The sequence below is a fragment of the Tsuneonella sp. CC-YZS046 genome (genome assembly GCF_035581365.1).
Lineage (GTDB): Bacteria > Pseudomonadota > Alphaproteobacteria > Sphingomonadales > Sphingomonadaceae > JAWKXU01.
In genome coordinates this window covers 1,506,091-1,532,564 of sequence record NZ_CP141590.1, presented here as the reverse complement: position 1 = coordinate 1,532,564, position 26,474 = coordinate 1,506,091, and the positions used below count along the sequence as shown (strand labels likewise).

The following is a 26,474-nucleotide window of genomic DNA, read 5'->3' as shown; positions in this document are numbered from 1 at the left end:
CTAGGCGTTCAGCGTGCTGGTCCGCAATTGCGGCTTGTGATCCAGTTCGCCCTGTTCCTGAATCTTTGCGCGGAATTCGTCCCGCTTTTCGTGGATGGACGCGATAACCGGCCCCATCGCCACGCCGAGATCGACCAGCACCGCTTCGGATAGCTGGAGCGAGCTTTCCAGCGTTTCCGGCACGGCATGGGTCGCGCCGCTGCGATAGAGCATGGCGGCGTGATCGCTGTCGCGCGCGCGGGCGATGATCGGCACGTCGGGATAGTTCGCGCGCAGCTTGCGGGTGAGGCCCTGGGCGAGAATGGGTTCGTCCATCGTCAGCACCACGGCGGATGCCCGGTCGATGCCGAGCTTGGTCAGCGCATCGCTGCGCGCGGCGTTGCCGAAGGTGGCGTTGTATCCCTTGCGCCGGGCCGTGAGGATCAGGTCGGCATCGGAATCGACGGCGATGTAAGGCTTCTTGTGGACGGTTAGCATGTCGGCGACCAGCCGGCCCACGCGCCCGAAGCCGACTATGATGACCCTGTGCTCATCGCTTCCATCGTCCAGTTCTGCCTGGGCCGGCGCGGGATCGACCCGCCGTGCCATCATCCGCCCCAGCGTGGCGAGCAGCGGCGTGATGGTCAGCCCGATGGCGGTCACGATCTGCCAGAATTGGGCGGTGCCCGGCTGGATCAGCATGGCGTGAGTCGCGGCGGCAAGGACGATGAGCGTGGTTTCGGAAGGGCTTGCCATCAGGATTCCGGTTTCCGTCGCGGTGCTGCGCCGCGCACCCATCATGCGCAGCAGCAGCCCGGTGACCACTGCCTTGAGCGTCAGCACCCCGACCACCGCGAAGGCGATGCTCCAAAGGTTTTCCCAGATGGTGGCGAGATCGATCCCCATTCCGACCGTAATCAGGAACACCCCGAGGGCCAGCCCCTTGAACGGTTCGGTGATCCCCTCGACTTCCGTATGGTATTCGGTTTCGGCGATCAGCAGGCCGGCCAGCAAGGCGCCGACGATGGGAGAAAGCCCGACGGCCGCCGTGGCCAGGCTGGCGCCGATCACGACCAGAAGGCTGGCGGCCATGAACAGCTCGGGGCTCTTGGTTCGGGCGGCCTGGGCGAACAGGTGAGGCAGTGTGAAGCGGCCCACCACCATCATCGCCACGATCACCGCCGCGCCGAGCCAGATGGTGCGCATCAGGTTGCCCACCCCGTCGCTCGCCGCATAGGGCGCCATGGCGCCCAGCATGAAGATGATGGGGACGATCGCGATGTCCTCGAACAGCAGCATCGAGAGCGCCGCCCGGCCCACCGGCGTCCTGGTTCCCGCAATCGGCAGGACCAGCGCGGTGGAGGACAGGGCAAGCGCCAGCCCCAGCGCCAGCGCACCGGTCCAGTATTGCCCGACCATGGTGAGGATCGCGGCGAGCAGCCCGGCGATGATGATGAGTTCGAGCGCCCCGAGCCCGAAGACCAGCCGCCGCATGGCCCACAGGCGATTGAAGGAAAGCTCCAGCCCGATCGTGAAGAGCAGGAGGATGATCCCGAATTCGGCGAAAGGAGCCAGTCCTTCCGGGTCGGTGATGGTGAAATGGGCGAGCCATGGATGCTCGTAGACCATCTGGCCAAGCCCGAATGGCCCGACCGCCAATCCGACCATTAGGAAGCCGATGATCGGCGTGATCCGGAACCGCGCGAAGACGGGGATGACGATCCCGGCCGCGCCCAAAATCACGAGCGCGTCCGACAGCAGGGGAGAGGCGTGAGTCAATTCGGCGGACATTGTTTCCAGACGCTATCTCGCAGCCACGGGAAACGCCAGCATTCCGGTGCTTTTGCCCGCTATTTTAACCGCCGCCCGGCCCGCCCTTGTGCGAGGGCGGCGGCCCGGCCGGATCGCGGCCCGCCGATCCCACGCGGCCATCCCATTCGATGCGGTAGAGATCGAAGCGCCGGTCCGCCAGGTTGCGCACGGTTCCTTCCGCCCTGGCCCAGCTGAGATCGGCCAGATTCACTTCGCTGATCGTCAGGGTTTCCACATTTTCGCTCGCCTCGGCGGCTATCCCGTCGCGCGCGAAGGGGAAGTCGCATGGCGTGAGAATGCAGCTCTGCGCATATTGGATGTCCATATTGCCGACATTGGGCAGGTTGCCGACATTGCCGCTCATCACCACGAAGCACTGGTTCTCGACCGCCCGGGCCTGTGCGCAGTAGCGCACCCGCATGTAGCCCTGCCGGCTGTCGGTGCAGAAGGGGATGAAAATGATCCGCGCCCCTTCGTCGACCAGGCGCCGGGCAAGCTCCGGAAATTCGCTGTCGTAGCAGATCAGCACCCCGATCGGGCCGCAATCGGTGGGGATCACGTCGATGGAATCGCCGCCCTTGATGTTCCACCAATAGGCTTCGTTCGGAGTGGGATGGATCTTCTCCTGCTCATGCACCGATCCGTCGCGCAGGCAGACATGGGCGACATTGTGGATGTCGCCGTCTTCCATCCGGGTCGGGTGCGATCCGCCAACGATGTTGATATTGTAGTTCAGCGCCATTTCCGACAGCGCCTTGCGTATGCGCGGGGTGTAGCGCGAGAGGGTTTCGATCGCCTCCAGCGGGGAAAGCTCCTGCTCCTCGAACGACAGCAGCATCAGCGTGAACAATTCGGGAAAGACTATGAAGTCCGACTCGTAATCGGATGCCACATCGACGAAATATTCGATCTGCCTGATGAACTCGTCGTAATCCGCCACGGCCCGGGCCTGCAACTGGCAGGTCGCGATCCGGACGCTTTCGACCCCGCGCGGAACCCGCTGCTTCTGCGGCTTGTCCGTGTCCACGAAAGGATTGCGCCACACCATGTGAACGGCGTAGCTCTTGGATTTCTTGTCCTCCGGCAGATATTTCTCGAGGATGCCGATCGGCTCGAACCCGTTGGCGAGCTGGAAGCGCAGGACCGGATCGTGGAGCTTGCCCGAGATCACCTTGTCCAGATAATCGCGCGGACCGTCCACCTTGCGCCACATGCGGCGCAGGTTCGGCATCCGGCCGCCGAAGACGATCCCCGAGAGTTCGAGCTGCTCCGCCAGGGCGCGGCGTTCCTCATAGAGCCTGCGCCCGATGCGGGTGCCGCGCACCTTCGGATCGACGCACATTTCATAGCCATAGAGCCAGTCGCCGGTCGGATCGTGACGGCTGCCGAAGCCATTGCCCGTGATCTCGTCCCAGCTATGCGGCTTCAGCGCCGTATTGCCCGAAATGCGCAGGGAAGCGCAGTATCCCACCAGCTTGCCATCGAGCTTGGCGACAAAGCAGCCTTCAGGGAAGTTGTTCAATTGCCCGCGGATTTCGCCAAAGGTGTAGGGCGGCAGGTCATCATAGGCGCGGCGCACCAGGGCCGCGATGGCCGCCACATCGCCGGGTCTGGCCTGGCGGACTTCGAGGCGGGCCTTGGCCTGGTTTGCGGGCATATCTTACTCCGGACGAGGAATTTCGGCTGGGCTGCCGGCCGATAGGCTTTGCGTGTAAACCGCACGAAGCGCATATGTCACGTCATGGATGACGGCGGCAGACCCGATGTGCTCATAGTCGGCGGCGGCCCCGCCGGGATGATGGCCGGGCTGCTTTTCGCGCGGGCGGGCGTTTCCACCCTGGTGCTTGAGAAGCATGGCGATTTCTTCCGCGATTTTCGCGGAGACACCGTCCACCCATCCACCATGGAAATCCTGCATCAGCTCGGGCTGCTCGAGCGTTTTCTCCAGAGGCCGCATGATCGCCTGAGCAGTGCGGAAATACGCATCGCGGGCCGCGACTGGGTCATTGGCGACCTTGCCCATCTGGCGACGCCTGCGCCTTTCATAGCCATGATGCCACAGTGGGAGTTCCTGGACTTTCTGCGCGATGAGGCTTCCCGTTTCCCGTTCTTCAGGCTGGAGATGGAGGCCCCCGTTGCCGATTTCATCATGGAAGGCGACAGGGTCGCCGGTGTCCGCCTGGCCGATGGCTCGGAACGCCACGCAAGCAGGCTGGTGATCGCGGCGGATGGGCGGTCGTCGCTGGTCAGGGCTTTGCAGCTTCTTCCGGTCGAAACGCTTGGCGCGCCGATGGACGTGATCTGGCTGCGCTTGCCGAAATCTTCGGCCAGCGGCGGCGTATTGCGTGGCTCGTTCGAGGCCGGGCGGCTGGTGGTGCTGATAGATCGCAGGGATTACTGGCAATGCGCTTTCGTCGTGGGCAAGGGGCAGGCCGATGATGTCCGCAGAATGGGCGCGGGTTGGGTGGTGGCCCGCATCGCCGAGGCGTTCCCCGATCTGTCGTTTCCCGGCACCGAAACGCTCGAGGCGGATGATCTGCACGTCCTCAACGTGGCCCTGGACCGGCTGACGGTCTGGCATCGGCCCGGGCTTCTGGCGATTGGCGATGCCGCCCATGCGATGAGCCCGATCGGGGGCATCGGCATCAATCTGGCCATTCAGGATGCGGTGGCCGCGGCCAACATACTTGCCGGCCCGCTGGCTCGCGGCGGCTCGATAGACGCGCTGCTGCCACGGGTCAGGACACGGCGCCTGTTGCCGACCCGCGTCATTCAGGCCGGGCAGAAGCTAGCGCAGGACCGGCTGATTGCGCCGCTATTGGAAAAAGGCGCGGAGCCTGTCGCCCGTGCGCCTTTCCTGGTCCGTGCTCTCGACCGTATTCCGCTGCTCCGGCGCATACCGGGCCGGATCATCGGCCTCGGCATACGCCGCGAGCATGTGCGGTCGCCTGCGAAGCTTTAGGCTTCTCAGGCCCAGGCGATCAGCCCTGCTTGTTCATTTCCCGCTCGAGATTTTCCACGATTGCCTCGAAGAATTTCTCGGTGGTCATCCAGCTCTGTTCCGGGCCGATCAGCAGGGCGAGATCCTTGGTCATCTGCCCGCCTTCGACAGTCTCGATGCAGACGCGCTCGAGCGTTTCGGCAAACCGCACCACATCCGGCGTATCGTCGAAGCGGCCGCGATAGATCAGGCCGCGGGTCCAGGCGAAGATGGACGCGATCGGATTGGTGGAGGTCGCCTTGCCTTGCTGATGCTGGCGATAGTGACGGGTAACGGTGCCGTGGGCGGCTTCCGCTTCCACCGTCTTGCCGTCCGGAGACATCAGCACCGAAGTCATGAGGCCGAGCGAGCCGAAGCCCTGGGCGACCGTATCGGACTGGACGTCGCCATCGTAGTTCTTGCAGGCCCAGACGAACTTGCCGCTCCATTTCAGGGCGCTGGCCACCATGTCGTCGATCAGGCGGTGCTCGTAAGTGATGCCCTTGGCCTCGAACTGCGCCTTGAACTCGTTCTGGTAGATTTCCTCGAACAGATCCTTGAAGCGGCCGTCATAGGCCTTGAGGATCGTGTTCTTGGTGGAAAGATATACCGGCCAGCCGAGGCCCAGGCCGTAATTCATGGATGCGCGGGCGAAGTCGCGGATCGAATCGTCCAGATTGTACATCGCCATGGCGACGCCGGAGCTGGGGAACTGGAACACCTCCAGATCGATGTTCTTGCCGTCATCGCCTTCGAACACGAGGCGCAGCTTGCCGGGGCCGGGGATAAGGGTGTCGGTTGCTTTGTACTGGTCGCCGAAGGCATGGCGTCCGACCACGATCGGGTCGGTCCAGCCCGGCACCAGGCGAGGCACGTTCTTGATGACGATCGGTTCGCGGAAGACCACGCCGCCCAGGATATTGCGGATGGTGCCGTTGGGCGATTTCCACATGCTTTTGAGGCTGAATTCCTCGACGCGGGCTTCGTCGGGGGTGATGGTCGCGCATTTCACGCCGACGCCGAATTCCTTGATCGCATTGGCGGCGTCGACCGTGATCTGGTCGTCGGTTTCGTCCCGCTTTTCAATGGAAAGATCGTAATATTTCAGATCAATGTCGAGATAGGGGAGGATCAGGCGCTCGCGAATCCATTCCCATATGATCCGAGTCATCTCGTCGCCGTCGATTTCGACAACGGGGTTCTTAACCTTGATCTTTGCCATATCCGTCCTGTCAATCCGCGATGATCTGCGGGCCTCTTAGCAGGTGCGCGGGCAGGCGCAAGGCGCGCAAGCAGCCGGGATGTTACGAAACATGGCCGACCAGGGTGGTGCCGGCCGGAAAGGCAGGATAGGTTTTTATGCTGACGCGTTGAAGCATCGAGAGGGCGGTAGTGCGCGATGAAACGGGATGACATGGAAGCCGGCAAGGGGGCTGCCAACCGCCCTCCCTTGAGCCTGCATGTTCCGGAACCGCATTTCCGCCCCGGCGACAAGGTCGATTACAGCTATCTCAAGATACCCGAGCCTGACGCGATCCCACGGCCCGACGAAACGGCCGAGGCAGGGGGGATGCATGCGCTGGCCTATGGCCTGATCCGCGTGCTGGACGACGGCAATCGGGCGGTGGGCAGCTGGAATCCCCGGCTCGATCCCGACACGCTGCTGCTGATGCTGCGCAAGATGGCGTTGATACGGGCGTTCGACGACCGGATGTTTCGGGCGCAAAGGCAGGGCAAGACCAGTTTCTATGTCAAGTCGACCGGCGAGGAGGCGGTATCCATCGGGGCCGCCCTGGCGCTTGACCGCGAGGACATGTGCTTTCCCAGCTACCGCCAGCCGGGAATATTGATCGCGCGCGATTATCCGATCGAGCGGATGATGAACCAGATCTATTCCAACCGGCTCGATCCGCTGATGGGGCGCCAGCTGCCGATCATGTATTCCGCGAAGAGCCATGGCTTCTTCACGATCTCCGGCAATCTCACCACGCAATATCCGCAAGCGGTCGGCTGGGCGATGGCCAGCGCCTCGAAGGGCGACACCCGCATCGCCGCCGCATGGTGCGGGGAAGGCTCCACCTCGGAAGGGGATTTCCACAACGGCCTCACCTTCGCCGCCGTCTACAATGCCCCATGCATTTTCAATGTAGTGAACAATCAATATGCTATTTCCAGCTTTTCAGGATTTGCGGGAAGCGAGCGGACCACCTTCGCGGCGCGGGCCATCGGTTACGGCATCCCCGGTTTGCGGGTTGACGGGAACGACATACTGGCGGTCTATGCGGCAACCCGCTGGGCGGCCGACCGGGCGAGGTTGAACCTCGGCCCCTCGCTGATCGAGCTTTTCACCTATCGGGCGGAGGCGCACAGCACATCGGATGATCCGTCCGCCTATCGCAGCGCGCAGGAACGGGAGGAGTGGCCGCTGGGCGACCCGATCACCCGCCTCAAGCGCCATTGCATCGCGGAGGGCATCTGGGACGCGGAACGGCAAGAGGCGATGGATCTGGAAGTGGCGAGGGAAGTGCAGGCCGCCCAGAAGGAGGCGGAGCGCAATGGCATCCTCGGCCATGGCCTTCACCAGCCCGACCAGACCATGTTCCAGGATGTGTTCGAGAAACTGCCGTGGCACCTGAAGGAGCAATGCGCCCAGGCCATTCACGAAAGGAAGCTGAAGTGGCCCGAATGACGATGGTCCAGGCTATCAACAGCGCGCTTCGCGTGATGATGGCACGGGATGATCGCATCGTCGTGCTGGGCGAGGATGTGGGATATTTCGGCGGCGTGTTCCGGGTCACCGCCGGCTTGCAGGCGGAATTCGGCAAGCAACGCTGCTTCGATACCCCCATCAGCGAATGCGGGATCATCGGCGCGGCAATCGGAATGGCTGCCTATGGATTGCGCCCCGTGCCGGAAATCCAGTTTGCCGATTACATCTATCCCGGCCTGGATCAGATCATCAGCGAAGCGGCCCGGATCAGATATCGTTCGGCGGGGGACTTCATCTGCCCGATGACGGTCCGCGTGCCGTTCGGAGGCGGCATTTTCGGCGGGCAGACGCACAGCCAGTCCCCGGAGAGCCTGTTCACCCATATTTCCGGCATCAAGACGGTTGTGCCGTCCACCCCCCGCGACGCCAAGGGCCTGCTGATCGCCGCCATCGAGGACAACGATCCGGTGATCTTCATGGAGCCCAAGCGCTGCTATAACGGGCCGTTCAACGGCAAATACGATCAGCCTGCGAGGAGCTGGGCCGATCATCCCGATGCCGATGTCGACGAGGAATATTTCAGAATACCGCTGGGGAAGGCGAAGATCGTGCGCGAGGGGGATGAATGCACGATCCTGACATATGGAACGATGGTGCATGTCGCCGGGCAGGTCCTCGAAGACCGTGGGATCAATGGGGAACTGATCGATCTCAGGACCCTGCTGCCGCTCGACATCGAAGCGATCGAGGCTTCGGTCAGGAAGACGGGCCGCTGCCTGATTATTCACGAAGCTACCCGGACGAGCGGCTTCGGCGCGGAGCTGTCGGCCCTGGTGCAGGAGCGCTGCTTCTATCATCTCGAAGCGCCGATCGAACGGGTGACCGGCTTCGACACGCCATATCCCCATTCGCTGGAATGGGCGTATTTCCCGGGGCCGATCCGGATCGGCGAGGCCCTGGATCGACTGATGCAGGATTAGCGCTATGCCGAGGTTCGAATTCAAGCTTCCGGATATTGGCGAAGGCGTCGCAGAGGCCGAAATCGTCGAATGGCATGTGGCCGTGGGCGACCGGGTGGAGGAAGACCAGCTGGTGGCTTCCGCCATGACCGACAAGGCCACGGTCGATCTGGAGACGCCGAGGGCCGGGATAATCACCGAAGTGGGCGGCAAGGTCGGCGATATCCTGCCGATCGGGTCCGTGCTGGTGGTGATCGAGACGGACGAAGACCAGGCGAGTTCCGCTGGGCAGGGAATGGAAGAACCCGCCGTGGCTGCCCGACCATCCGGGCAGTCCGACAAGCCGCCGCTGGATTCGGAGGATGCCTCAGAGGCAACTGTGCAATCCGAGACAGTCGGGACCTTCGGCGAGCGGCGCGAAGGACAGGTGCTGGCGTCGCCGGCGGTCCGAAAGCGGGCGAAACAGCTCGGCATCGAATTGTCGGCGGTCCCCGCGCCCGATGGGCAGATTCATCATGCCGATCTCGACGCATTTCTTCTCGGCGGCCGTGCCGCACGGCCCGATTTGCCTGCGGAGGAGCGTGCTGACCGGCAGTTTCCGGTTCAGGGGATGCGCAGGCAGATCGCGCTGCGCATGGCTGAATTGAAACGGCACATCCCGCATTTCACTTATGTCGAGGAGATCGATGTCACCGAACTGGAGCGCCTTCGCTCCGTCCTGAATGGCCGGGAAGAGAGTGCCCCCAAATTGACGCTGCTGCCCTTTCTCGTGCTCGCGATGTGCAGGGCATTGGGTGACTTCCCCATGATGAATGCGCATTATGACGACGATTCAGGCATCGTCACCCAATATGGCGCGGTGCATGCCGGCATCGCCACGCAGACCGACAAGGGCTTGATGGTCCCGGTCATCCGCGATGCGCACCAGATGAATATCTGGCAGCTCTCCGGCGCGATCTCTCATGTGGCGGCAGGCGCGCGCGCGGGCCGCCTGCGCAAGGATGAGCTGAGCGGTTCCACTATTTCCATCAGCTCGCTCGGGAAATTGGGCGGAATCGCTTCGACGCCGATCATCAACCGCCCCGAAGTGGCGATATTGGCGCCGAACCGCATTGCCGAACGGCCGGTCTGGGTGGCGGATCGATTCGAGCCGCGCAAGATCATGAACCTGTCGATCAGCTGCGACCACAGGATCATCGACGGACACGACCCCGCATCCTTCATTCAGGCTGTCAGGGAGATGTTTGAGACGCCGGCGCTGCTGTTCGCCTGATCCAGGCGAAACATGAACTTGCAGAGCCAAGCTGCTGGTTCCCGGAGACTTTTCGGAAAGAGAAGAATGGTGGGCGTAGGAAGGATTGAACTTCCGACCCCTGCGATGTCAACACAGTGCTCTACCACTGAGCTATACGCCCACGTCATTCTTGCGAGCCGGTGAAGAGACCTTCGTGTCCGGCAGGGTTGCGCGTTTAGCGATCAGCCCAGCGGGATGCAAGGAGCATTTATCGCGCTTTCGGCACGTCCGGCGCGGACCACTGTCAGATGCGCGCGGTCCACTGATCGTCGAAGATCCGCTCCACCTCCATCACGAGATCCTTGAGGTGAAAGGGCTTCGAAAGCACCTTGGTTCCCGGCGTTTCCCGGCTTGCCTTCATGGTTACGGCGGCAAAGCCCGTAATGAACATCACCTTGGTGCGTGGAGCGATCTCGGCGCAAAGCTGGGCAAGCTCGATCCCGTCCATTTCAGGCATGACGATGTCGGAAAGCAGCAGGTCGAAATGCTCCTGTTCCAGCAACGGCACCGCCGCAGTGCCGCGATCCACCGCGACAACCTCATAGCCGGCATTCTCGAGGGCGCGAGCAAGGTAGCCGCGCATAGCCTCGTCGTCTTCCGCCAGCAGAATACGGATCATTTACTTCCCATCCTTGTAGAGCGCCAAGCCCACTCGATAGCGCGAACCCTCTTAATAATCTCATGCCAAAAAGAGATTGGCCAGCTTTGACACAAGGCCCAAACGAAGCCAGCATCGCCTCATGCCCCGGAAACTTCAGAAAATCGGTGATTCGCGCATCGTGGATTGCGGATTCATACCGGGGCTCGAACATCAGCCGGCCTTTCGCATAGAGGCGCGCAGGCCCTTGCCGATCCCGATCGTCATCGCGGTGCCGCATGCCGGAAGGGCCTATTCCGAATCGCTGCTTGGCGAAATGCGCAATCCGGGGCTTACCTGCCTGCGCCTCGAGGATCGCCATGTGGATCGGATCGCCGTTGCGGTGGCGCGGCAAACCGGGGCTGTGCTGATTGTCGCCGATGCTCCTCGCGCGATGATAGATCTGAATCGCTCTCTCGATGACATCGATTGGGACATGATCGCGGGCGACACTCCATCCGATGACATCGCCAAGATTGGCGGCGTGCGTGTGCGGGGCGGGCTGGGGCTGGTTCCAAGGCGCTTGGGCGGAACCGGCGAAATCTGGAGAAACCCGCTCGAACGCGCGGCGCTCGACGCGCGAATAGCGGGCATTCACAGGCCTTATCATGATGCGCTGTCGAAGCTGTTGGCTTCCGTTGCCGCTCATTGGGGTGAGGCGCTGCTGCTCGATCTGCATTCCATGCCCCCGCTGCCGGTTGCCGCCGGCAGGAACAGGGCGGAACTGGTGGTGGGCGACAGATTCGGAGGGTCCTGCTCCGGTTCGCTGATCTCCTCGGCCTTCGATTATCTTGCGGGGGAAGGGGTCTTCGCGGCGTATAACCGGCCATATGCGGGCGGATATGTGCTGGATCGCCACGGTGATCCTGCCAGGGGGATTCACGCGATCCAGGTTGAAGTCTGCCGCTCGCTGTATCTGGACCATCGCCTTGCGGAACCATCGCCGCAGCTTCCCGCGATAGCCGACATGATCTCAGGATTGGTGAAAATTCTGGCCGAGGAAATCGCCGCGAGGAGCCGCGGGCGCAGCTTGCCGGGTGGAACGATGGACATCGCGGCGGAGTAGAATCAAAAAACCACCCCGTGAATTCTCACGGGGTGGCCAAGGTTCAGGGAGGAAGGTGCAACGAATGCACCCTGCCAACCGGGTCATGAGGGAATACCCGGCCAGCTTTGCCAAGATAGTTACTTCCGGGCCACCTTGCAAGTGCGCCCGCATGAAGTTGAACCAGCCCAGCTCAATTCTTGGCTTTCAATGCCTCCGCCAGCGGACCCTTGCCCTGATTCAGCTGGCGCGTGAACACGCTGCGCAGCAGGTCCAGCGAAAACAAATGGGCGTAGATCAGCGCCAGGGCGCCGCTCTCGTTGAGCTTGCGGAGCTGATCGCCGCGCACTTTGCGTAGCTTCTTCTCGTCGACCATCTGGAAGCCGCGATAGAGGAACGGCTTGTCTTCCGCGCCCGACTGGCGAATGGCGACTTCACCGTCGATCAGCAGGCCGTTGTCCTTCAATTCCTGAACGAAATTGGTCGTCCGGATGCCCGCCTGTTCGAACCGCTGGCAGAATTCGAGCATTTCCTTGGTGCGCTGACTCGGCTCGTTGGCTTCGAACAGCGCTTCGCCTTCCTTGAATTCGCCCACCAGCTCGCTGCCCGGATCGAAGCACAAAGATAGTTCGTCCGTGTTCGGCGTCAGCTTGGCGAGCAGGAAGGGATAGCGGCGCGCATAGGCCGGAACATAGGCATTATCCAGGATCGTGCCATCTTCTTCGACAAAGGTGTTCACCCCTTCATTGAGGCCCATGAGGCCGAGCGGAACAGGATTGTCGCCGATGCTGAAAATGATCGGATAATGGCGCTGCGCCTGGGGAAATTCCTCCACGGTGAGCGGAATGGCGTGCTGATTGACAAGCCATGCGGCCTTCTCGACCGAACGCGTATGCCATGTGCCGTGGTCACGGCTGTTGAGCGGGGTGAGATCCTTGTAGAACAGGGGCAACTGGTTGGACGGCGCGGTGGCCATGGAAACTCTCCAAAACTGGCTGTCTTACTAACGGCATGTGATATGACGTCGCTTGCACGAAGCGGCGGCTTTAAGGATTGTTCAAACCCGGTGCAAGAGGAACGAGCTTCCCCGGATTGAGGATATCCCCCGGATCCAGCGCTTGTTTGACCCGGCGCATCAGATCGATCGCAACCGGATCTCCCAGGCGGGAAAGCTCATCGCGCTTGGCTTGCCCGATGCCGTGCTCGGCGCTGATCGATCCGCCCCATCCGGTGACCATTTCATAGACATGGGCGCTGATGAGCTTGCCCGCGCCGCGTTGCCAGTCGCCATGAACCGCGCCTTCGGGCGCCAGCACATGCAGATGCACATTTCCGTCGCCCAGATGGCCGAATGCGATAACCCTGGTTCCGGCATGGGCCTGCTCGATCTCGCGCGCGGCATGATCGACGAAATCCGGCATCCGATCCACCGCGACAGAGATGTCGTGCTGCACGGCCGGCCCCAGCGCCCGCTCCGCCGCGGCGATGGAATCGCGCAGAAGCCAGAACGCCTCCGCCTGGGTTTCGTTCGCGGCGATGGTCGCGTCGCGCACCATTCCCTGCCGTAAGGCCGATGAGAGGGCGGCGCTTGCCAGATCGGGCAGATCCGCGGCGTTTCTGCCGTCGGCCACCAGTTCTATCAGGCAGTGCCAGGGATGATCGCCCGCCAGGGGGCTGCGCGTGCCCGGCACATGGGCGAGGACGGCGGAAAGACTATGCGCGGGCAGCACTTCGAAACCTTCCATCGCGGAGCCTGCCTCGGTTTCGAAATGCAGCAGAAGCGCCCGGGCGGCCTGCAGATCGTCGACGGCGGCCCAGAGCACGGCCCGATCCGCAACGGCCGGGAGCAGCCGCAGCGTCGCGGCGGTCACTATCCCCAGCGTTCCTTCCGAGCCGATGAAGAGCTGCTTGAGATCGAAGCCGCGATTGTCCTTTTTCAATGCCGTGAGGGCGTTGAACCGGCTGCCATCGGCCAGCACCGCTTCGATTCCCAGCACCTGGGAGCGCATGCAGCCGTGTCTCAGGACCTGCGTGCCCCCCGCATTGGTCGAGATCAGGCCGCCGACGGTGGCCGATCCCTTGCCGCCGAGCGTCAGCGGAAAGCGAAGATCGTGTTGGGCGGCCGCCTCATGCAGGGTTTGCAGCACCACCCCGGCTTCGCAGACCACCTGCCGGGCGGCGGGATCGAGTTCGCGAATCGCGTTCATGCGCCGCAGGGACAGCAGGATCGACTGGCCGCTGCGATCCGGCGTGGCCCCGCCGACCATGCCGCTGTTGCCCCCTTGCGGGACGATCGGAACGTTGTTTTCCGCGCAATACCGGACCAGCGCGCAGACTTCCTCGGTCGAGGCGGGCGAGGCGAGGGCAAGCGCCGCGCCGGTATATACCCCGCGCCAATCGGTCAGCCAGGATTCCATGATCTCCGGGTCCCGGGTGAGGCCGCGCGGGCCGAGGATCGCCGTCGCCGCTTCGAGAATGTCCGTCTCTGCCATGCCGATGCCTATGCACCCATCGCCGCCATTTCTCCAGCCCGATGCAAGGCCAGCCGCCGCTCGGCGAGGTTAAGCCGCCATTCAAGGATATGTGTTAGGGGCGATATATCGTCAGTTTCGTGGCTGGACTGCGCCCTCTGCCTTATGCCAATCCGGAGCTTCGGTTCGAACGGAATGCAAAGCTTCTCTTCCCTTGTTGCCCTTGCCCTGATGTTTGGCGCGGAGCCGGTGAGCCAGCCGCTTGCCGTCTTGCCGAACGGCGATGATGCCGGCCGCCGGCTGGCCGCCGAACAGGAAGCGCCGTTTCCCGAGAGGCTGCACGAATTCGGCGGCGGCGCCATGCAGGGCGAAGTGTGGCGGGGCTTGACCGAGGCCTATCGCCCATTGCCGCAGTCGCAGGTCAGGATCGAGCGCAGGGTCATCATCCGGATCGCGCCGCGCCGGCCGGTCGAGAACGGAGACATGCTGGCAAGCCTGCCGCAGAATGGGCTGCCGCCGCGCTTCAAGGAAAAAGGCATGGCGAAATGCGTGCCCATTCGCGAGATCGGCGGCGCGCAGGTCCAGGGAAGCAATCGCCTGATGCTGTTCATGCGCGACCGGCAACTGGTAAGCGCCACATTGGAGAAGGGCTGCAGCGCCCGGGATTTCTATTCCGGCTTTTATGTGGAACGCGGCGACGACGGGCTGATCTGCAGCGGCCGCGACGTTCTCCAATCCCGTTCCGGCACCAAGTGCGAGCTGCGCAAGTTGCATCGCCTCGTGCCGGTGCGCGACTGAGCGGAGCCGGCATCAGGCCGCCACGCGGCTTTTCTTGACTTTTGCCGCCGGTTGAGCAAATGGCGCGGCTGCCTTCGCGATGGCCTTTCGGCTTCGCGGCAACCGGGCCGCTGCTGTGACTGGCGGCCGCCCTATCCGGAAAATGCCACGCCTATGAAGTTTGCCGATCTCGGCCTTTCCAATGAATTGCTGCAGGCTGTGCAGGCAGCCGGCTATGACACGCCTACGCCGATACAGGCGCAGGCGATCCCGAACGTGCTGATGATGAAGGACATCATCGGCATCGCCCAGACGGGCACGGGCAAGACAGCCAGCTTCGTTCTGCCGATGATCGACATCCTTGCCCATGGCCGCCGCCGCGCGCTGATGCCGCGTTCGCTGATCCTCGAGCCGACCCGGGAGCTTGCCGCCCAGGTCGCCGAGAATTTCGAGAAATACGGCACCAACCACGATCTGCGGATGGCCCTGCTGATCGGCGGGGTGCAGATGGGCGATCAGGTCAAGGCGCTGAACGAGGGCGTGGACGTGCTGATCGCCACCCCCGGGCGGCTGATGGATCTGTTCGAGCGGGGGAAGATTCTCCTCACGGGATGCGATCTGCTGGTGATCGACGAAGCGGACCGGATGCTCGACATGGGCTTCATTCCGGATATCGAGCATATCTGCACCAAGCTGCCGTCCAATCGCCAGACGCTGCTGTTCTCGGCGACGATGCCGGCGCCGATCAAGAAGCTGGCGGATCGCTTCCTGACCAATCCCAAGTCGATCGAGGTCGCCCGCCCGGCGAGCGCCAACATCAATATCGCCCAGCACAAGGTGATGGTCTCGCCCCGCAAGAAGCGCGAATTGCTTCGCCACCTGTTGCGCACGGACGATGTCAACACCGCGATCGTCTTCGCCAATCGCAAGACGACGGTGCGGGAGCTGGCCAAGAGCCTCAAGCGCCACGGCTTCGCGGTGGGCGAAATCCACGGGGACATGGACCAGCCGGCCCGCCTGGCGGAGCTGCGGCGGTTCAAGGACGGCGAGATCAATATCCTCTGCGCCAGCGATGTCGCCGCGCGCGGGCTGGACATCAAGGGCGTGAGCCACGTCTTCAACTTCGATACGCCCTGGCATCCCGACGATTACGTCCATCGCATCGGACGGACGGGCCGGGCGGGCGCAACCGGGCGGGCCTTTACCTTCGTGGCCGAGGAAGACGCCGAGGCCATCGCCAATGTCGAGAAGCTGACCGGGATGCAAATCCCGCTCTTCACGGCCGGGGAGCCGGAAGTCGCCGAGGAACCCGCGCAATCCTCCAGACCGGCGGCAAGGGACAAACCCCGCCGCAGCGAGAAGGGCAAGCGCCCCGAGCGCCAGCCTTCGGGCGGACGGCAGCGCAAGGCCGCCGCTGAAGCCGAGCCGGACGATGCAGCAGGCGGATCGGAACCGGCCGGCTGGAATGGCCCGGTGCCCGGTTTTCTCAACATCTCCGCCTTGGTCTGAACCTGGGGTCTGAACCTGGGGTCTGAACCCGGCGCGTCCTTTCTCCGCCGGGGGGGGGGGGTGACAGGGTTGACACTGTTATAGCGAAAAAACCTCAGCCTCGGATCGAGGCCGGATCGGGCGCGCGCAATGCCGCCATTGCCGCGCCTTGCGGTGAATACAACGCTGGGAAAGAGCCGGGGGACAAGCCGTCGTTTCCATGGCAGTTCGCAGGCTTGTAGGAAACCCCCGGCCCGCACCCATGCCGCCTTGCTTGGCGTGGCATGGGCGTGCCGTCCCCCTCGGTTCGATCACCCCTCAGTCAGCGGGTTGTGAACAATCCGGCCGTCTGCGCCAGCAGCCAGATGCCGATGGCCAGGAACAGCAGCGCGGCGATGATCCGCACCGTCCTGAGCGGCACGCGCTTGATCAGTTCATTGCCCAGGAACACCGCGGGCACATTGGCCAGCATCATGCCCAGCGTCGTTCCCATCGTGACCCAGCCCACCGCCTGGAATTGCGCGCCAAGGGCCACGGTGGCGATCTGGGTCTTGTCGCCCATCTCCACCAGGAAGAAGGCGATCAGCGTGGTGAGGAAGGCGCCGAAGCGCCCCACCTGCTGCCCTTCCTCCTCGAACTTGTCGGGAATCAGCGTCCATCCCGCCATCAGGATGAAGGAGATCGCGACCGCATAGCGGAACCATTGCCCGTCGAGGATGTTCGCGACCATCCCCCCGACCAGCGCCGCCAGGAAGTGATTGCCCAGCGTTGCCGCCAGAATGCCGAGGATGATGGGAAGCGGGCGTTTGAAGCGGGTCGCGAGCACGATCGCCAGCAGCTGCGTCTTGTCGCCGATTTCCGCGAGCGCGACGACCGCTGTCGACGTGAGAAAGGCTTCCATGAAAAAGTCTCCGGGGCCGGGAAATCGACAAGACGAACGACATCGCGCGTCCCGCCCGGCCCGAACGGAAGCGCAATGCCATTGGTCTCGCCCGAACGGTGACCCGCTCCTCCCGCACCATGGCCTCTCGGCCAAGCATGTTGATGCGGGAGCCCGCTCGATCGAGCGGCTGGCTACTCCCCAGATGACGGCGCGCGCTTAGCCGGGCTGCGGGCCAAGCGCAAGCGGCAAGTAGGAGAGGGGATCAGGCCGGCTTCACGAAGCTGTCGAGAACCCGCTTGCGGCCGCTGCCCTCGAACTCGATCTCCAGCTTGTTGCCTTCCTGCGCCAGAACCTCGCCATAGCCGAACTTCTCGTGGAACACCCTGTCGCCCTTCCTGATGTCCATGCGCGGCTTGGCGGCGAAGCTCGCCGCGCTGCGGCCCGGCTCCGCCAGCCGCTTGGGCGTGGCGTCGTATCCGGCCGATGCGGCGCGCTGCCAGCCCGGCCCGCGCGTGGCGCTGCGCGCAGGCTGGCTGCGCGCGACATTGGCGAAGGGATCGTCATGTTCCGACCAGCTCGCCCGCCACAGCGAGGCGCCGCCGGTGAGGGTGGTTTCGCGCTCGACATGATCGTCGGGAAGCTCCTCCACGAAGCGCGAGGGGATCGAGCTGGTCCATTGCCCGTAGATGCGGCGGTTGGCGGCATGGAGAATGGTGCAGCGCCGCCTGGCGCGGGTGATCGCGACATAGGCGAGGCGGCGTTCCTCCTCCAGGCTGGCCAGGCCGCCTTCGTCCAGCGCGCGCTGGCTGGGGAACACGCCTTCCTCCCAGCCGGGCAGGAAGACATGATCGAACTCCAGCCCCTTCGCCGCATGGATGGTCATGATCGTGACCTTTTCGTCATCGGCGGCGGCGTCATTGTCCATCACCAGCGCGACATGCTCCAGGAAATCGCCCAGCGTGGCGTAATCCTCCATGGCGCGGGCCAGTTCCGAGAGGTTCTCCGCCCGTCCGGCGGCTTCGGCGCTCCGTTCCGCCTGCAGCATGGCGTTGTAGCCGGATTCCTCCAGCACCGTGCGCAGCAGCTCGGCGGGGGAGACGCCATCCGCCATTTCGCGCCATCGCAGGAAATCGCGCATCAGCGCCGCGATCGCTCCGCTCGCGCGTTTGGGCAATTCGTCGGTCTGGGCGAGTTCGAGCGCGCCCGCCGCCAGCGGCATTCCGCGCGCCCGGGCATGGCGATGCATCGCCTCCAGCGCCTTCGCGCCAAGCCCGCGCTTGGGCTGGTTGTAGATCCGCTCGAAGGCGAGGTCGTCGCTGGGCTGGGCGATCACCCTGAGGTAGGCCAGCGCATCCCGGATTTCCGCCCGCTCATAGAAACGGAAGCCGCCGACGATCCGGTAGTTGAGGCCGATCTGGATGAAGCGGTCCTCGAATTCGCGCGTCTGGTATTGGGCGCGGACGAGGATCGCGATCCGGTCGAGCGGCGCGCCTTCGCGCTCCAGCCGCTCGATCTCCTCGCCCACCCGGCGGGCTTCCTCCGGCGCGTCCCACACTCCGATGACCTGAACCTTGTCCCCGCCGTTCCGCTCGGTCCACAAGGTCTTGCCGAGCCGCTGGCTGTTCGCGCTGATAAGGCCCGACGCGGCCGCCAGGATGTGGGGGGTGGAGCGATAATTCTGTTCCAGCCGGATGATCTTCGCGCCGGGGAAATCCTTTTCGAACCGCAGGATGTTGGCGACCTCCGCGCCCCGCCAGCTGTAGATCGACTGGTCGTCGTCCCCCACCACGCAGATGTTCTTCCGTTCCTGCGCCAGCAGGCGCAGCCAGAGATACTGGACGGCGTTGGTGTCCTGATATTCGTCCACCATGATATATTTGAAACGCTGGCGGTAATGCTCCAGCACGTCGCGTTCGCGCCGCAGGATATTGAGCATGTGCAGCAGCAGGTCGCCGAAATCGCAGGCGTTCAGCGCTTTCAGCCGGTCCTGGTAGAGCCGGTAGAATTGCTGGCCGCGCCCATTGGCATAGGCTTCGTTCTCCACCGCATCCAGGTCTTCCGGGTTGATGCCGCGATTCTTCCAGCGGTCGATCAGCCCGGCCAGCTGGCGCGCGGGCCAGCGCTTCTCGTCCAGATCGTTGGCGGTGATGAGCTGCTTCAGCAGGCGAAGCTGATCGTCCGTGTCGATGATGGTGTAGTTGGATTGCAGCCCGGCCAGCTCCGCATGGCGGCGCAGCATCTTCGCCGCGATCGAATGGAACGTGCCCAGCCAGGGCATCCCCTCGACCGCCGGGCCGATCAGCTGGCCCACCCGTTCGCGCATTTCCCGCGCCGCCTTGTTGGTGAAGGTGACGCACAGGATCTCGCTGGGCCAGGCGAGGCGGCTGTGGACGAGGTGGGCGAGACGGGTGGTGAGCGCGGCGGTTTTCCCCGTGCCCGCGCCGGCCAGCATCAGCACCGGGCCTTCGGTGGCCAGCACCGCTTCACGCTGCGACGGATTCAGGCCTGCCAGGTAAGGCGGCTCTGCCGCTGCTCCGGATGCGGCGAGGGGGGGTGTTTCATCCTGCATGATCTGGCGAACAGCTAGGGAACGCGGCGTATGGAAGCAAGAGCGCGTCGGGCGGAGGGCAAAAAAGGAACCCGGCCCATCGCAATGCGTAATTTAGCCAAATGGAAACGGGAACAGGAGTTCTAGATGCGTAGGCTGTTGCTGGGCAGCATGACTGCCCTTGGAATCATTGCCGCTCCGCTTGCTCTCCATGCGCAGGAGAGCACCCCGCCTGCCGATGCCGCGCCGGCGGGCGATCATGCCATGAGCCCGGAGCAGCAGGCGGCGTTCGATGCCTGGACGCCGGAAGAGCAGGCCCAATATGCCGCGCTGGAAGCCGCGCAGAAGCAATATTTCTGGACGCTGCCGCCGGACCGGCAGCGCGGCTACTGGATGCTGACCCCGGATCAGCGCACGCAGATCTACAACATGACGCCGGAGCAGCGGGAACTGGCCTGGCAGTCCATCTCCGCGCAGCTCGCGGGGGCGGCTCCGCCCACTCCGGCCACCCAGGCGAACCCGCCGGGGCAGGGCATGCCGACCGATACGGTGCCCGAGCCGAGGACCGCCGCCGAGCCGGTTCCACCCGCCATGCCGGCCGATGAATCCTATCAGGGCGGTCCCTACAAGGGGGCGCTCACCCCGCCGCCGCCAGCGGAAAAGGACTATCCGGTCTGCTCCAGGACCGTGCAGGACGGCTGCCGCAATCCCGGCGGGAAATAACCCGGCTTGCCGCAAGGCAGGAGAGGAGAAGAGCGCCACAATCGTGGCGCTCTTTTCGTTGGCCCTTGACGTGGCGGCGCTGGTGCCCAAGCAAGCCGCTCCATGAACCCGATAAGACAGCATCGCCGGATATTGGCGGCGGCCCTGGCCGGCACCGCCGTGGAATTCTACGACTTCTACGTCTACGCCACCGCCGCGGCGCTGGTGTTCGGGCCGCTGTTCTTTCCCGCCGAGAGCGAATCCGCGCAATTGCTGCTCAGCCTGATGAGCTTCGGCCTCGCCTTCTTCGCCAGGCCGGTCGGGGCGATCGCCTTCGGCCATTTCGGGGACCGCATCGGCCGCAAGTCGACGCTGGTGGCGTCCCTGCTGCTGATGGGCATATCGACCCTGCTGATCGCCTTCCTGCCCACCTATGAGATGGTGGGCTGGGTGGCGCCGGTGCTCCTGTGCATCCTTCGTTTCGGCCAGGGCTTCGGTCTGGGCGGCGAATGGGGCGGCGCGGCTCTGCTGGCGGTGGAGAACGCGCCCAAGGGCTGGGAGGCGCGCTTCGGCAGCGCCCCGCAGCTGGGCGCTCCGCTGGGATTCCTGGCCGCGAACGGGCTGTTCCTCCTGCTCGGGGTGTGGCTGCCAGAGGATGCTTTCAACGATTGGGGATGGCGCATTCCCTTCCTGCTCAGCGCGGTCCTGGTCGGGTTGGGGTTGTGGGTGCGCCTGCGGATCGGGGAAACCCCGGCCTTTCGCGAAGCGCTGGAAAGGGAAGCGCCGCCCATGGTTCCGCTCGGCAGGCTGCTGCGCAATCACTGGGGGCCGGTGATCGCGGGCAGCGCGGGGGTGATCGCCTGCTTCGCCATCTTCTATCTCTCCACCGCCTTTGCGCTGGGCCATCTGACCACCGGGCGCGGCATGGTGCGCGAGCTTGTCCTTGGTGTGCAACTGGCCGCGAACAGCTTCCTGGCCATCGGGATCGTCGTCGCGGCCATCTGGGCCGACCGGACCAACCCGAGGCAGGTGCTGGCGGCGGGCGCCGTCGCGACGGCCCTGCTCGGGGCGGTGTTCGGCCCGGTGCTCGGGGGATCGTCCCTGCCGATCGTGTTCGTGACGCTGGCGGCCAGCCTGTTCGTCATGGGGCTGGTCTATGGCCCGCTCGGCGCCTGGCTGCCCACGCTGTTTCCCCCGCTGGTGCGCTATACCGGCGTATCGGTGGCCTTCAACGCGGGCGGGATCATCGGCGGCGCGGTGGTGGCGGTGGAAGCGCAGAAGATCACCATGCAGGGCGGAATCGCGCTGGTCGGGCTGTTCCTGACCGTCGCGGGGATGCTCACTTTCGCGGGCGTGTTCATGGCCAGGCCCCTGCGCGCCGAAAGCCCGGTGGCGGAGCCGCTGATCCCCTGAAAGGACGGGACGCTATTCCGGCCGCAGCAGGTGCAGCCGCGCCTTTCCGCAATCGCGCGTGGCGTCGACGGTGAAGCCCCTGGCGTCCAGCTCTTCCCTGCGCGAGGTTTCCACGCTGATCCACGCGCCCGGAGCGATCCAGCCTAGCCGCCTGAGCTTGTCCAGCGCGACGGCGCCCGCGCCGGTTTCATAGGGCGGGTCGAGCAGGAGCAGATCCGGGGCGCGCTTGGCCGGGCCGAGCGCCAGGACGGACACCGCGCGCACGTCGCAGCGCGCCTGCGCGCCCAGGGCCGCGATATTGGCGCGCAGGACCCGCAGGGCGGCCGCATCGTTCTCCACGAAAATCGCTTCGGCTGCCCCGCGCGACAGGACTTCCAGACCCAGCGCGCCCGAACCGGCGAACAGATCCGCCACCAGCAGCCCCTCGAAACTGCCGATCCGGCTGGTCAGCATCGAGAACAGCGTTTCCCGCGTGCGGTCGGCCGTCGGGCGCGTCGTTTCCCCCTGCGGCGCATCGAGCTTCCGGCCGCGCCATTCCCCCGCGATGATCCTCATTTGCGCGGAGCCGGGCGGGATGGCCGGCCCGAACCACGGCCCTCCGGGCGGGCCTTGCGGGCGGCATCGCCGGGGCCGCGGTCCCCCCGGGCGGGATGGGGCTTTGCGCGGGGGGGCGGTTGTCTGGCGCCCTCGGGCGCGGGATTGACGCGTGGCTTCGGCCCCGCCTGTTTCAGCGACTTGCGGAAGCGTTCGACATCGCTTTGGCGGATTTCGGCGGTTTGCCCACGCTGCAGGTCGAGCAGGTGGAACGGGCCGTAGGACGTGCGCAGCAGCCGGCTCACTTCCAGCCCGAGATGCTCCAGCACCCGGCGCACTTCGCGATTCTTGCCCTCGGTCAGGGTCAGTTCGATCCATTGGTTGCGTCCGGTGCGCCGTTCCATATTGGCGTCGATCCGGCTGTAATACATGCCGTCGATGGTGACGCCTTCCATCAGCTCCTCGAGCTGGCTCTGGGACACGTCGCCATAAGTGCGGGCGCGATAGGTCCGGGGAATGCCGCTGGACGGCAGTTCCATCGCCCGCTTCAGCTCGCCATCGTTGGTCAGCAGCAGCAGTCCCTCGGTGTTGAGGTCGAGCCGCCCGATCGGCATGAGCCGGGGCGTTCCCGGCGGCAGGGCGTTGCGCAGCGCGGTATAGATCGTCGGCCGCCCGGCCGGGTCGCGTTCCGCCGTAATCAGCCCGGCGGGCTTGTGAAAGCGGAACAGGCGCGGCGGTTCGGGCCGGGCCACGGGCTTGCCGTCCACCGTCACCCCCGCCAGGCTGGGCAGGATGGTGGCGGGCGTATCGAGCACATTGCCGTTGAGCGCGATCCGGCCTTCGCCGATCATGCGCTCCACCTCGCGGCGGCTGGCGACGCCGGCGCGAGCCAGCAGCTTGGCGATCCGTTCGCCGGATCGTTCGACAGGCGGTGCGCCCGCGCCCTTGGGTTGCTTTTCGGCCATGACCTGCCCTTAGCGATCCGGCCTGGAGTGGGAAAGCGGGGACAGGATGTTTCTGCCGCCTTTCCAATGGAGATTTCCGCGCTAGACCTTGATCGTCCCGGCTTGACTCAGCCTGGGGCGATCAAGGTCTAGACTGTTGGAATAGAGCCTGATTCACGCCATCGGCGGAAATGCAAAGCACTTCCGCCTCAAACGATCAGGCTCTAGTTTCCCCGCAATTCGCGTGATGAGGAGTATGGGATGGGCGAAGCAGCCGAAAACAGCGGCAAGCCGGGGTGGCGCAGGGTTCTGGCATCGCTCGGCAACCGCAAGACCGGCTTCATGGCCCTGTTCGGATTTGCCAGCGCGCTGCCCTATGCCTTGCTGCTCGGCACGCTCTACGCATGGCTGTCGGACGCGCAGGTCGATCTGGAGACGATGGGCGTCTTTTCGCTGATCGGCCTGGCCTATTCCTTCAAATTCCTGTGGTCGCCGCTGCTCGACCGCATCAATCTGCCGCTGATCCGCAGGCTCGGGCGGCGCAAGCAATGGATCGTCACCGCGCAATTCCTGCTCGGCGGAATCCTGCTGGTGCTGTCCACGCTCAATCCGGGCGGCTCGATCGGCTGGTTCTCCCTGCTGGCCGGGATCGGCGCCTTCGCCTCTGCAACCCAGGATGTGGTGGTCGATGCCTGGCGCGTCGACGTGGCGGACGAGGTGGCGACCATCGACATGCTCTCCACCGTCTATCAACTGGGCTACCGCTCCGCCGTGCTGGTGGGCGGGGCGCTGGCCCTGTTCCTGGCCGAAGGGCTGGGCTGGCCCACGGTCTATGCGATCATGGGGTGCCTGATGCTGGTGGTGGGCGCATTCAGCCTGTTCGCGCCCGAAGGGCCGCAGTCGGTGGCCAGTATCGCGGCCGACCACGCGGCATTGGCCGAATTGCGCGAGGCGGGGGAACTGGAGCCGCGGGTGAGGGCGATCGCCCTGGCGATCGTCGGCGTGCTGTGGAGCTGGGCGCTGATTACGGTCGGGATATTCATGGTCCGCTCGCTGGGCAGCGATCCGGAAGCGCGGCCCGATTCCACGGCCTTCGTGGCCCAGCAAGGCCCGCTGATCGTGATCGCGACGGTGGTGATTCCGGCCTTGGTCGCGGCCTGGCTGGTCCGGCAGAAGCAGCATGGCCGCCGCGTGCTGGCGCAGCCCGCCCCGGCGGTTTCGCGGGCGGACAATGTGCTGGATCATGGCTATCGCGCCCTGATCCTGCCCTTGACCGATATTGTCGGAAGGCTCGGGTGGGCGACGATACTGGTGGTCGGGCTGGTGCTGTCCTACCGCATAACCGACACGATCTGGGGCACGTTCGCCTATCCGTTCTACCTTGGGGAGCTTGCCTATTCGAAGGAAGAGGTGGCGGTCGCCTCCAAGTTCTTCGGCGTCGGCGCGCTGATGTTCGGCGTGGCGCTGGGCGGGGTGCTGTTCACCTATATCGGGCGCATGGCGGTGATGACGCTGGGCGCGTTGACGGCGGCCCTGACCAATCTGCTCTATGCCGATCTGGCGACGGGCGGGGCGGTGATGTCCGCCGGGGCGAGGGCCATCGGCTTCACCTGGCTGGTCGAGCAGCTTGGCGGGGATGACCGTCTGGCCAAGCTGATGTTCGCCATTGCCGGGGAGAATGTCGCGGGCGGCATCGCCGGGGCCGCGCTGGTCGCCTATCTCTCGTCGATCACCTCGAAGAAATACAGCGCCGTGCAATATGCGCTGCTGTCCTCGCTCACTTTCCTGGTCGGCACCCTGGGGCGGGGGGCGCTGGGCAAGATGATCGAGACGCGCGGCTATCACGACGTATTCCTGCTGACCACCGGGATCGGGTTCGTGGCGGTCGTCCTGTGCCTGGCCGAATGGGCGCGGATACGCCGTCAGGGCAAGGCGGCGGGGCTGGACGAGGCGGCGCTGGCGAATGCCTGACCGGGGGATGGGTCAGTCCGGAATCTCGCGGTTGAGGTGCAGTACTTCGCCGGCAAGATAGAGCGAACCAGCGATCAGCACGTCGCCGCCGGGCGGCAGCGCGAGCAGCGCCTGCTCGACATCGGGAAAGCTCCTGACCGGCAAATGCGTATGCGGCGCGAAATCCTCGGGCTTGTGGGCTTCATGGCCCGGAGCCGGAACCACCGATACGCTCGACAGCTTGCCGGCCATCGGCGCGAGAATCGCCGCAGGGTCCTTGTTCGACAGCATGCCGATGACAAGGTGAAGCGGTGCATCGCCGGAGAAATGTCGGGCCAACGCCGCGCCAGCATCCGGATTATGCCCCCCATCCAGCCAGACCGCGCGGCCCGGCGCCAGATCGGCAAGCGGCCCGCCCGCCAGCAATTGCATCCGGGCCGGCCACCGCGCTTGCACGATGCCGTCGGATATCGCGTCTATGGTCACGGAAACCGCGCGCTGATGCCGCAATATCGCGACGGCCAATGCCGCATTGTCCGCCTGATGCGCGCCGGGGATGGTGGGCAGGGGCAGCTGGATGGAACCCGCGGCATCGGTGTAATCGATCAGCCCGCCATTTATCCGCGCCTTCCATTCGAGGCCCCGCATCGCGACCGGGACCTTCAGCCTGCGCGCGATCTTGACGATCTGCTGGGTCGCTTCGGGGGGATAGGACTGGGTTATCAGCGGACAGCCCGGCTTGGCGATGCTGGCCTTCTCGAACGCGATCCGCGCGAGCGGATGGCTGGGCGCGCCCATCTCCTCCTGCAACAGGAACGCCTCGTGGTCGATCCCCAGCGAGGCGATCCCGCAGGCCGCCGGCTGCTCCAGCACATTGGTGGCGTCGAACCGCCCGCCCAGGCCGACCTCGATGACGCAGGCGTCTGCTGGAATCCGCGAGAAAGCCAGAAAGGTTGCGGCTGTCGTCACTTCGAAGAAGCTCGGCGCCAGATCCTCGCCGGCGTCGAGCACTTCCTCAAGGAGTTCCGCCAGCAGGGCGTCGCCGATCAGCTTCCCCGCCAGCCGGATGCGCTCGTTGTAACGGACGAGGTGAGGCTTGGTGGCCGTATGGACCGTCAGGCCCTGCGCTTCCAGCATCGCCCGGAGATAGGCGCAGGTCGATCCCTTGCCGTTGGTGCCCGCGATGTGGAACGCGGGGGGTATCCGCCTTTGCGGATCGCCCAGCCGCGCCAGCAGCGCGTGGATCGTTTCCAGACCGAGGCGGCCCTGCGGCAGCGACAGGCGAGCGAGGCGGTCCAGCTGGGCCTGGACCCCGGGATCGTCCGACGTGGCGAAATCCTTCACCGGC

The 26,474-nt window shown here is 64.7% G+C and carries 21 protein-coding genes, 1 tRNA gene and 1 riboswitch; of the genes, 10 read left to right on the top strand and 12 right to left on the bottom strand.

All coding sequences use genetic code 11. The annotated features are described in order from the left end of the window. Positions 1-1,770 (bottom strand): cation:proton antiporter, encoded by a 1,770-nt coding sequence (locus U8326_RS07525; protein ID WP_324743339.1) that lies wholly within the window; start codon positions 1,768-1,770, stop codon positions 1-3. A gap of 64 nt (positions 1,771-1,834) precedes the next feature. Beyond that, positions 1,835-3,448 carry a bifunctional GNAT family N-acetyltransferase/carbon-nitrogen hydrolase family protein gene (locus tag U8326_RS07520; protein WP_324743338.1) on the bottom strand — a complete coding sequence of 538 codons (1,614 nt, stop codon included), beginning with the start codon at positions 3,446-3,448 and terminating at the stop codon, positions 1,835-1,837. An 84-nt stretch (positions 3,449-3,532) separates the two neighbouring features. Between U8326_RS07520 and U8326_RS07515 the strand changes: the two genes are divergently transcribed. Beyond that, positions 3,533-4,753, top strand: a complete 1,221-nt coding sequence (locus U8326_RS07515) for an FAD-dependent oxidoreductase (protein ID WP_324743337.1) — start codon at positions 3,533-3,535, stop codon at positions 4,751-4,753. A gap of 19 nt (positions 4,754-4,772) precedes the next feature. Here the strand turns inward: U8326_RS07515 and U8326_RS07510 are convergent, their stop codons facing one another. Beyond that, positions 4,773-5,993, bottom strand: coding sequence for an NADP-dependent isocitrate dehydrogenase (locus U8326_RS07510; protein ID WP_324743335.1), 1,221 nt, complete (start codon positions 5,991-5,993; stop codon positions 4,773-4,775). 177 nt (positions 5,994-6,170) lie between these two features. Between U8326_RS07510 and U8326_RS07505 the strand changes: the two genes are divergently transcribed. From U8326_RS07505 to U8326_RS07495, 3 genes are read left to right on the top strand one after another with little or no spacing between them, the layout of a single operon-like run. Continuing rightward, on the top strand, positions 6,171-7,460 hold the full coding sequence (locus tag U8326_RS07505) for a 3-methyl-2-oxobutanoate dehydrogenase (2-methylpropanoyl-transferring) subunit alpha (RefSeq protein ID WP_324743334.1): 1,290 nt from the start codon (positions 6,171-6,173) through the stop codon (positions 7,458-7,460). After that, entirely contained in the window at positions 7,457-8,461 is a 1,005-nt protein-coding gene (locus U8326_RS07500; protein ID WP_324743550.1) for an alpha-ketoacid dehydrogenase subunit beta, read from the top strand. The genes U8326_RS07505 and U8326_RS07500 overlap by 4 nt, the downstream gene beginning before the upstream one ends. A gap of 4 nt (positions 8,462-8,465) precedes the next feature. Further along, positions 8,466-9,713: a dihydrolipoamide acetyltransferase family protein gene (locus U8326_RS07495; RefSeq protein WP_324743333.1), complete on the top strand. Its 1,248-nt coding sequence runs from the start codon at positions 8,466-8,468 to the stop codon at positions 9,711-9,713. Between the two features lie 67 nt (positions 9,714-9,780). On the opposite strand, the gene U8326_RS07490 is transcribed toward U8326_RS07495, so the two are convergent. Next, a tRNA-Val gene (locus U8326_RS07490) sits at positions 9,781-9,855 on the bottom strand. Between the two features lie 123 nt (positions 9,856-9,978). Further along, positions 9,979-10,353: a cell cycle two-component system response regulator CpdR gene (cpdR, locus tag U8326_RS07485; RefSeq protein ID WP_324743332.1), complete on the bottom strand. Its 375-nt coding sequence runs from the start codon at positions 10,351-10,353 to the stop codon at positions 9,979-9,981. 121 nt (positions 10,354-10,474) lie between these two features. Between cpdR and U8326_RS07480 the strand changes: the two genes are divergently transcribed. Next, positions 10,475-11,437 (top strand): N-formylglutamate amidohydrolase, encoded by a 963-nt coding sequence (locus U8326_RS07480; RefSeq protein ID WP_324743331.1) that lies wholly within the window; start codon positions 10,475-10,477, stop codon positions 11,435-11,437. A 172-nt stretch (positions 11,438-11,609) separates the two neighbouring features. Here the strand turns inward: U8326_RS07480 and U8326_RS07475 are convergent, their stop codons facing one another. Both U8326_RS07475 and U8326_RS07470 read right to left on the bottom strand, forming a co-directional pair. Beyond that, positions 11,610-12,392: a SapC family protein gene (locus U8326_RS07475; protein WP_324743330.1), complete on the bottom strand. Its 783-nt coding sequence runs from the start codon at positions 12,390-12,392 to the stop codon at positions 11,610-11,612. 70 nt (positions 12,393-12,462) lie between these two features. Further along, complete coding sequence (locus U8326_RS07470; protein ID WP_324743329.1) at positions 12,463-13,908, bottom strand: FAD-binding oxidoreductase; 1,446 nt, start codon at positions 13,906-13,908, stop codon at positions 12,463-12,465. A gap of 174 nt (positions 13,909-14,082) precedes the next feature. Here U8326_RS07470 and U8326_RS07465 point away from each other — a divergent pair, with 174 nt between their 5' ends. Further along, positions 14,083-14,685: a hypothetical protein gene (locus U8326_RS07465; RefSeq protein WP_324743328.1), complete on the top strand. Its 603-nt coding sequence runs from the start codon at positions 14,083-14,085 to the stop codon at positions 14,683-14,685. A 153-nt stretch (positions 14,686-14,838) separates the two neighbouring features. After that, the gene (locus U8326_RS07460) at positions 14,839-16,173 is read left to right on the top strand and encodes a DEAD/DEAH box helicase (protein WP_324743327.1); all 1,335 of its coding nucleotides are present in this window, start codon (positions 14,839-14,841) and stop codon (positions 16,171-16,173) included. A gap of 301 nt (positions 16,174-16,474) precedes the next feature. On the opposite strand, the gene U8326_RS07455 is transcribed toward U8326_RS07460, so the two are convergent. Together U8326_RS07455 and U8326_RS07450 are read right to left on the bottom strand one after the other, a co-directional pair. Further along, the gene (locus U8326_RS07455; RefSeq protein ID WP_324743326.1) at positions 16,475-17,053 is read right to left on the bottom strand and encodes a TMEM165/GDT1 family protein; all 579 of its coding nucleotides are present in this window, start codon (positions 17,051-17,053) and stop codon (positions 16,475-16,477) included. Positions 17,054-17,074: 21 nt separating this feature from the next. Next, positions 17,075-17,248, bottom strand: a riboswitch (yybP-ykoY riboswitch). A 49-nt stretch (positions 17,249-17,297) separates the two neighbouring features. Further along, positions 17,298-19,604, bottom strand: a complete 2,307-nt coding sequence (locus U8326_RS07450; RefSeq protein ID WP_324743325.1) for an ATP-dependent helicase — start codon at positions 19,602-19,604, stop codon at positions 17,298-17,300. Between the two features lie 126 nt (positions 19,605-19,730). On the opposite strand from U8326_RS07450, the gene U8326_RS07445 reads away from it, so the two are divergent. Further along, complete coding sequence (locus U8326_RS07445) at positions 19,731-20,306, top strand: hypothetical protein (RefSeq protein ID WP_324743324.1); 576 nt, start codon at positions 19,731-19,733, stop codon at positions 20,304-20,306. A 102-nt stretch (positions 20,307-20,408) separates the two neighbouring features. After that, positions 20,409-21,698, top strand: a complete 1,290-nt coding sequence (locus U8326_RS07440; RefSeq protein WP_324743323.1) for an MFS transporter — start codon at positions 20,409-20,411, stop codon at positions 21,696-21,698. Positions 21,699-21,710: 12 nt separating this feature from the next. Here the strand turns inward: U8326_RS07440 and rsmD are convergent, their stop codons facing one another. Both rsmD and U8326_RS07430 read right to left on the bottom strand, forming a co-directional pair. Further along, positions 21,711-22,253 carry a 16S rRNA (guanine(966)-N(2))-methyltransferase RsmD gene (gene rsmD, locus U8326_RS07435; RefSeq protein WP_324743322.1) on the bottom strand — a complete coding sequence of 181 codons (543 nt, stop codon included), beginning with the start codon at positions 22,251-22,253 and terminating at the stop codon, positions 21,711-21,713. Beyond that, on the bottom strand, positions 22,250-23,197 hold the full coding sequence (locus U8326_RS07430; protein WP_324743321.1) for a pseudouridine synthase: 948 nt from the start codon (positions 23,195-23,197) through the stop codon (positions 22,250-22,252). The genes rsmD and U8326_RS07430 overlap by 4 nt, the downstream gene beginning before the upstream one ends. A 240-nt stretch (positions 23,198-23,437) precedes the next feature. Here U8326_RS07430 and U8326_RS07425 point away from each other — a divergent pair, with 240 nt between their 5' ends. Continuing rightward, on the top strand, positions 23,438-25,147 hold the full coding sequence (locus U8326_RS07425) for an AmpG family muropeptide MFS transporter (protein WP_324743320.1): 1,710 nt from the start codon (positions 23,438-23,440) through the stop codon (positions 25,145-25,147). Positions 25,148-25,159: 12 nt separating this feature from the next. Here U8326_RS07425 and U8326_RS07420 read toward each other — a convergent pair whose 3' ends face one another. After that, positions 25,160-26,470, bottom strand: a complete 1,311-nt coding sequence (locus U8326_RS07420) for a folylpolyglutamate synthase/dihydrofolate synthase family protein (RefSeq protein WP_324743319.1) — start codon at positions 26,468-26,470, stop codon at positions 25,160-25,162. Positions 26,471-26,474 lie beyond the last annotated feature (4 nt).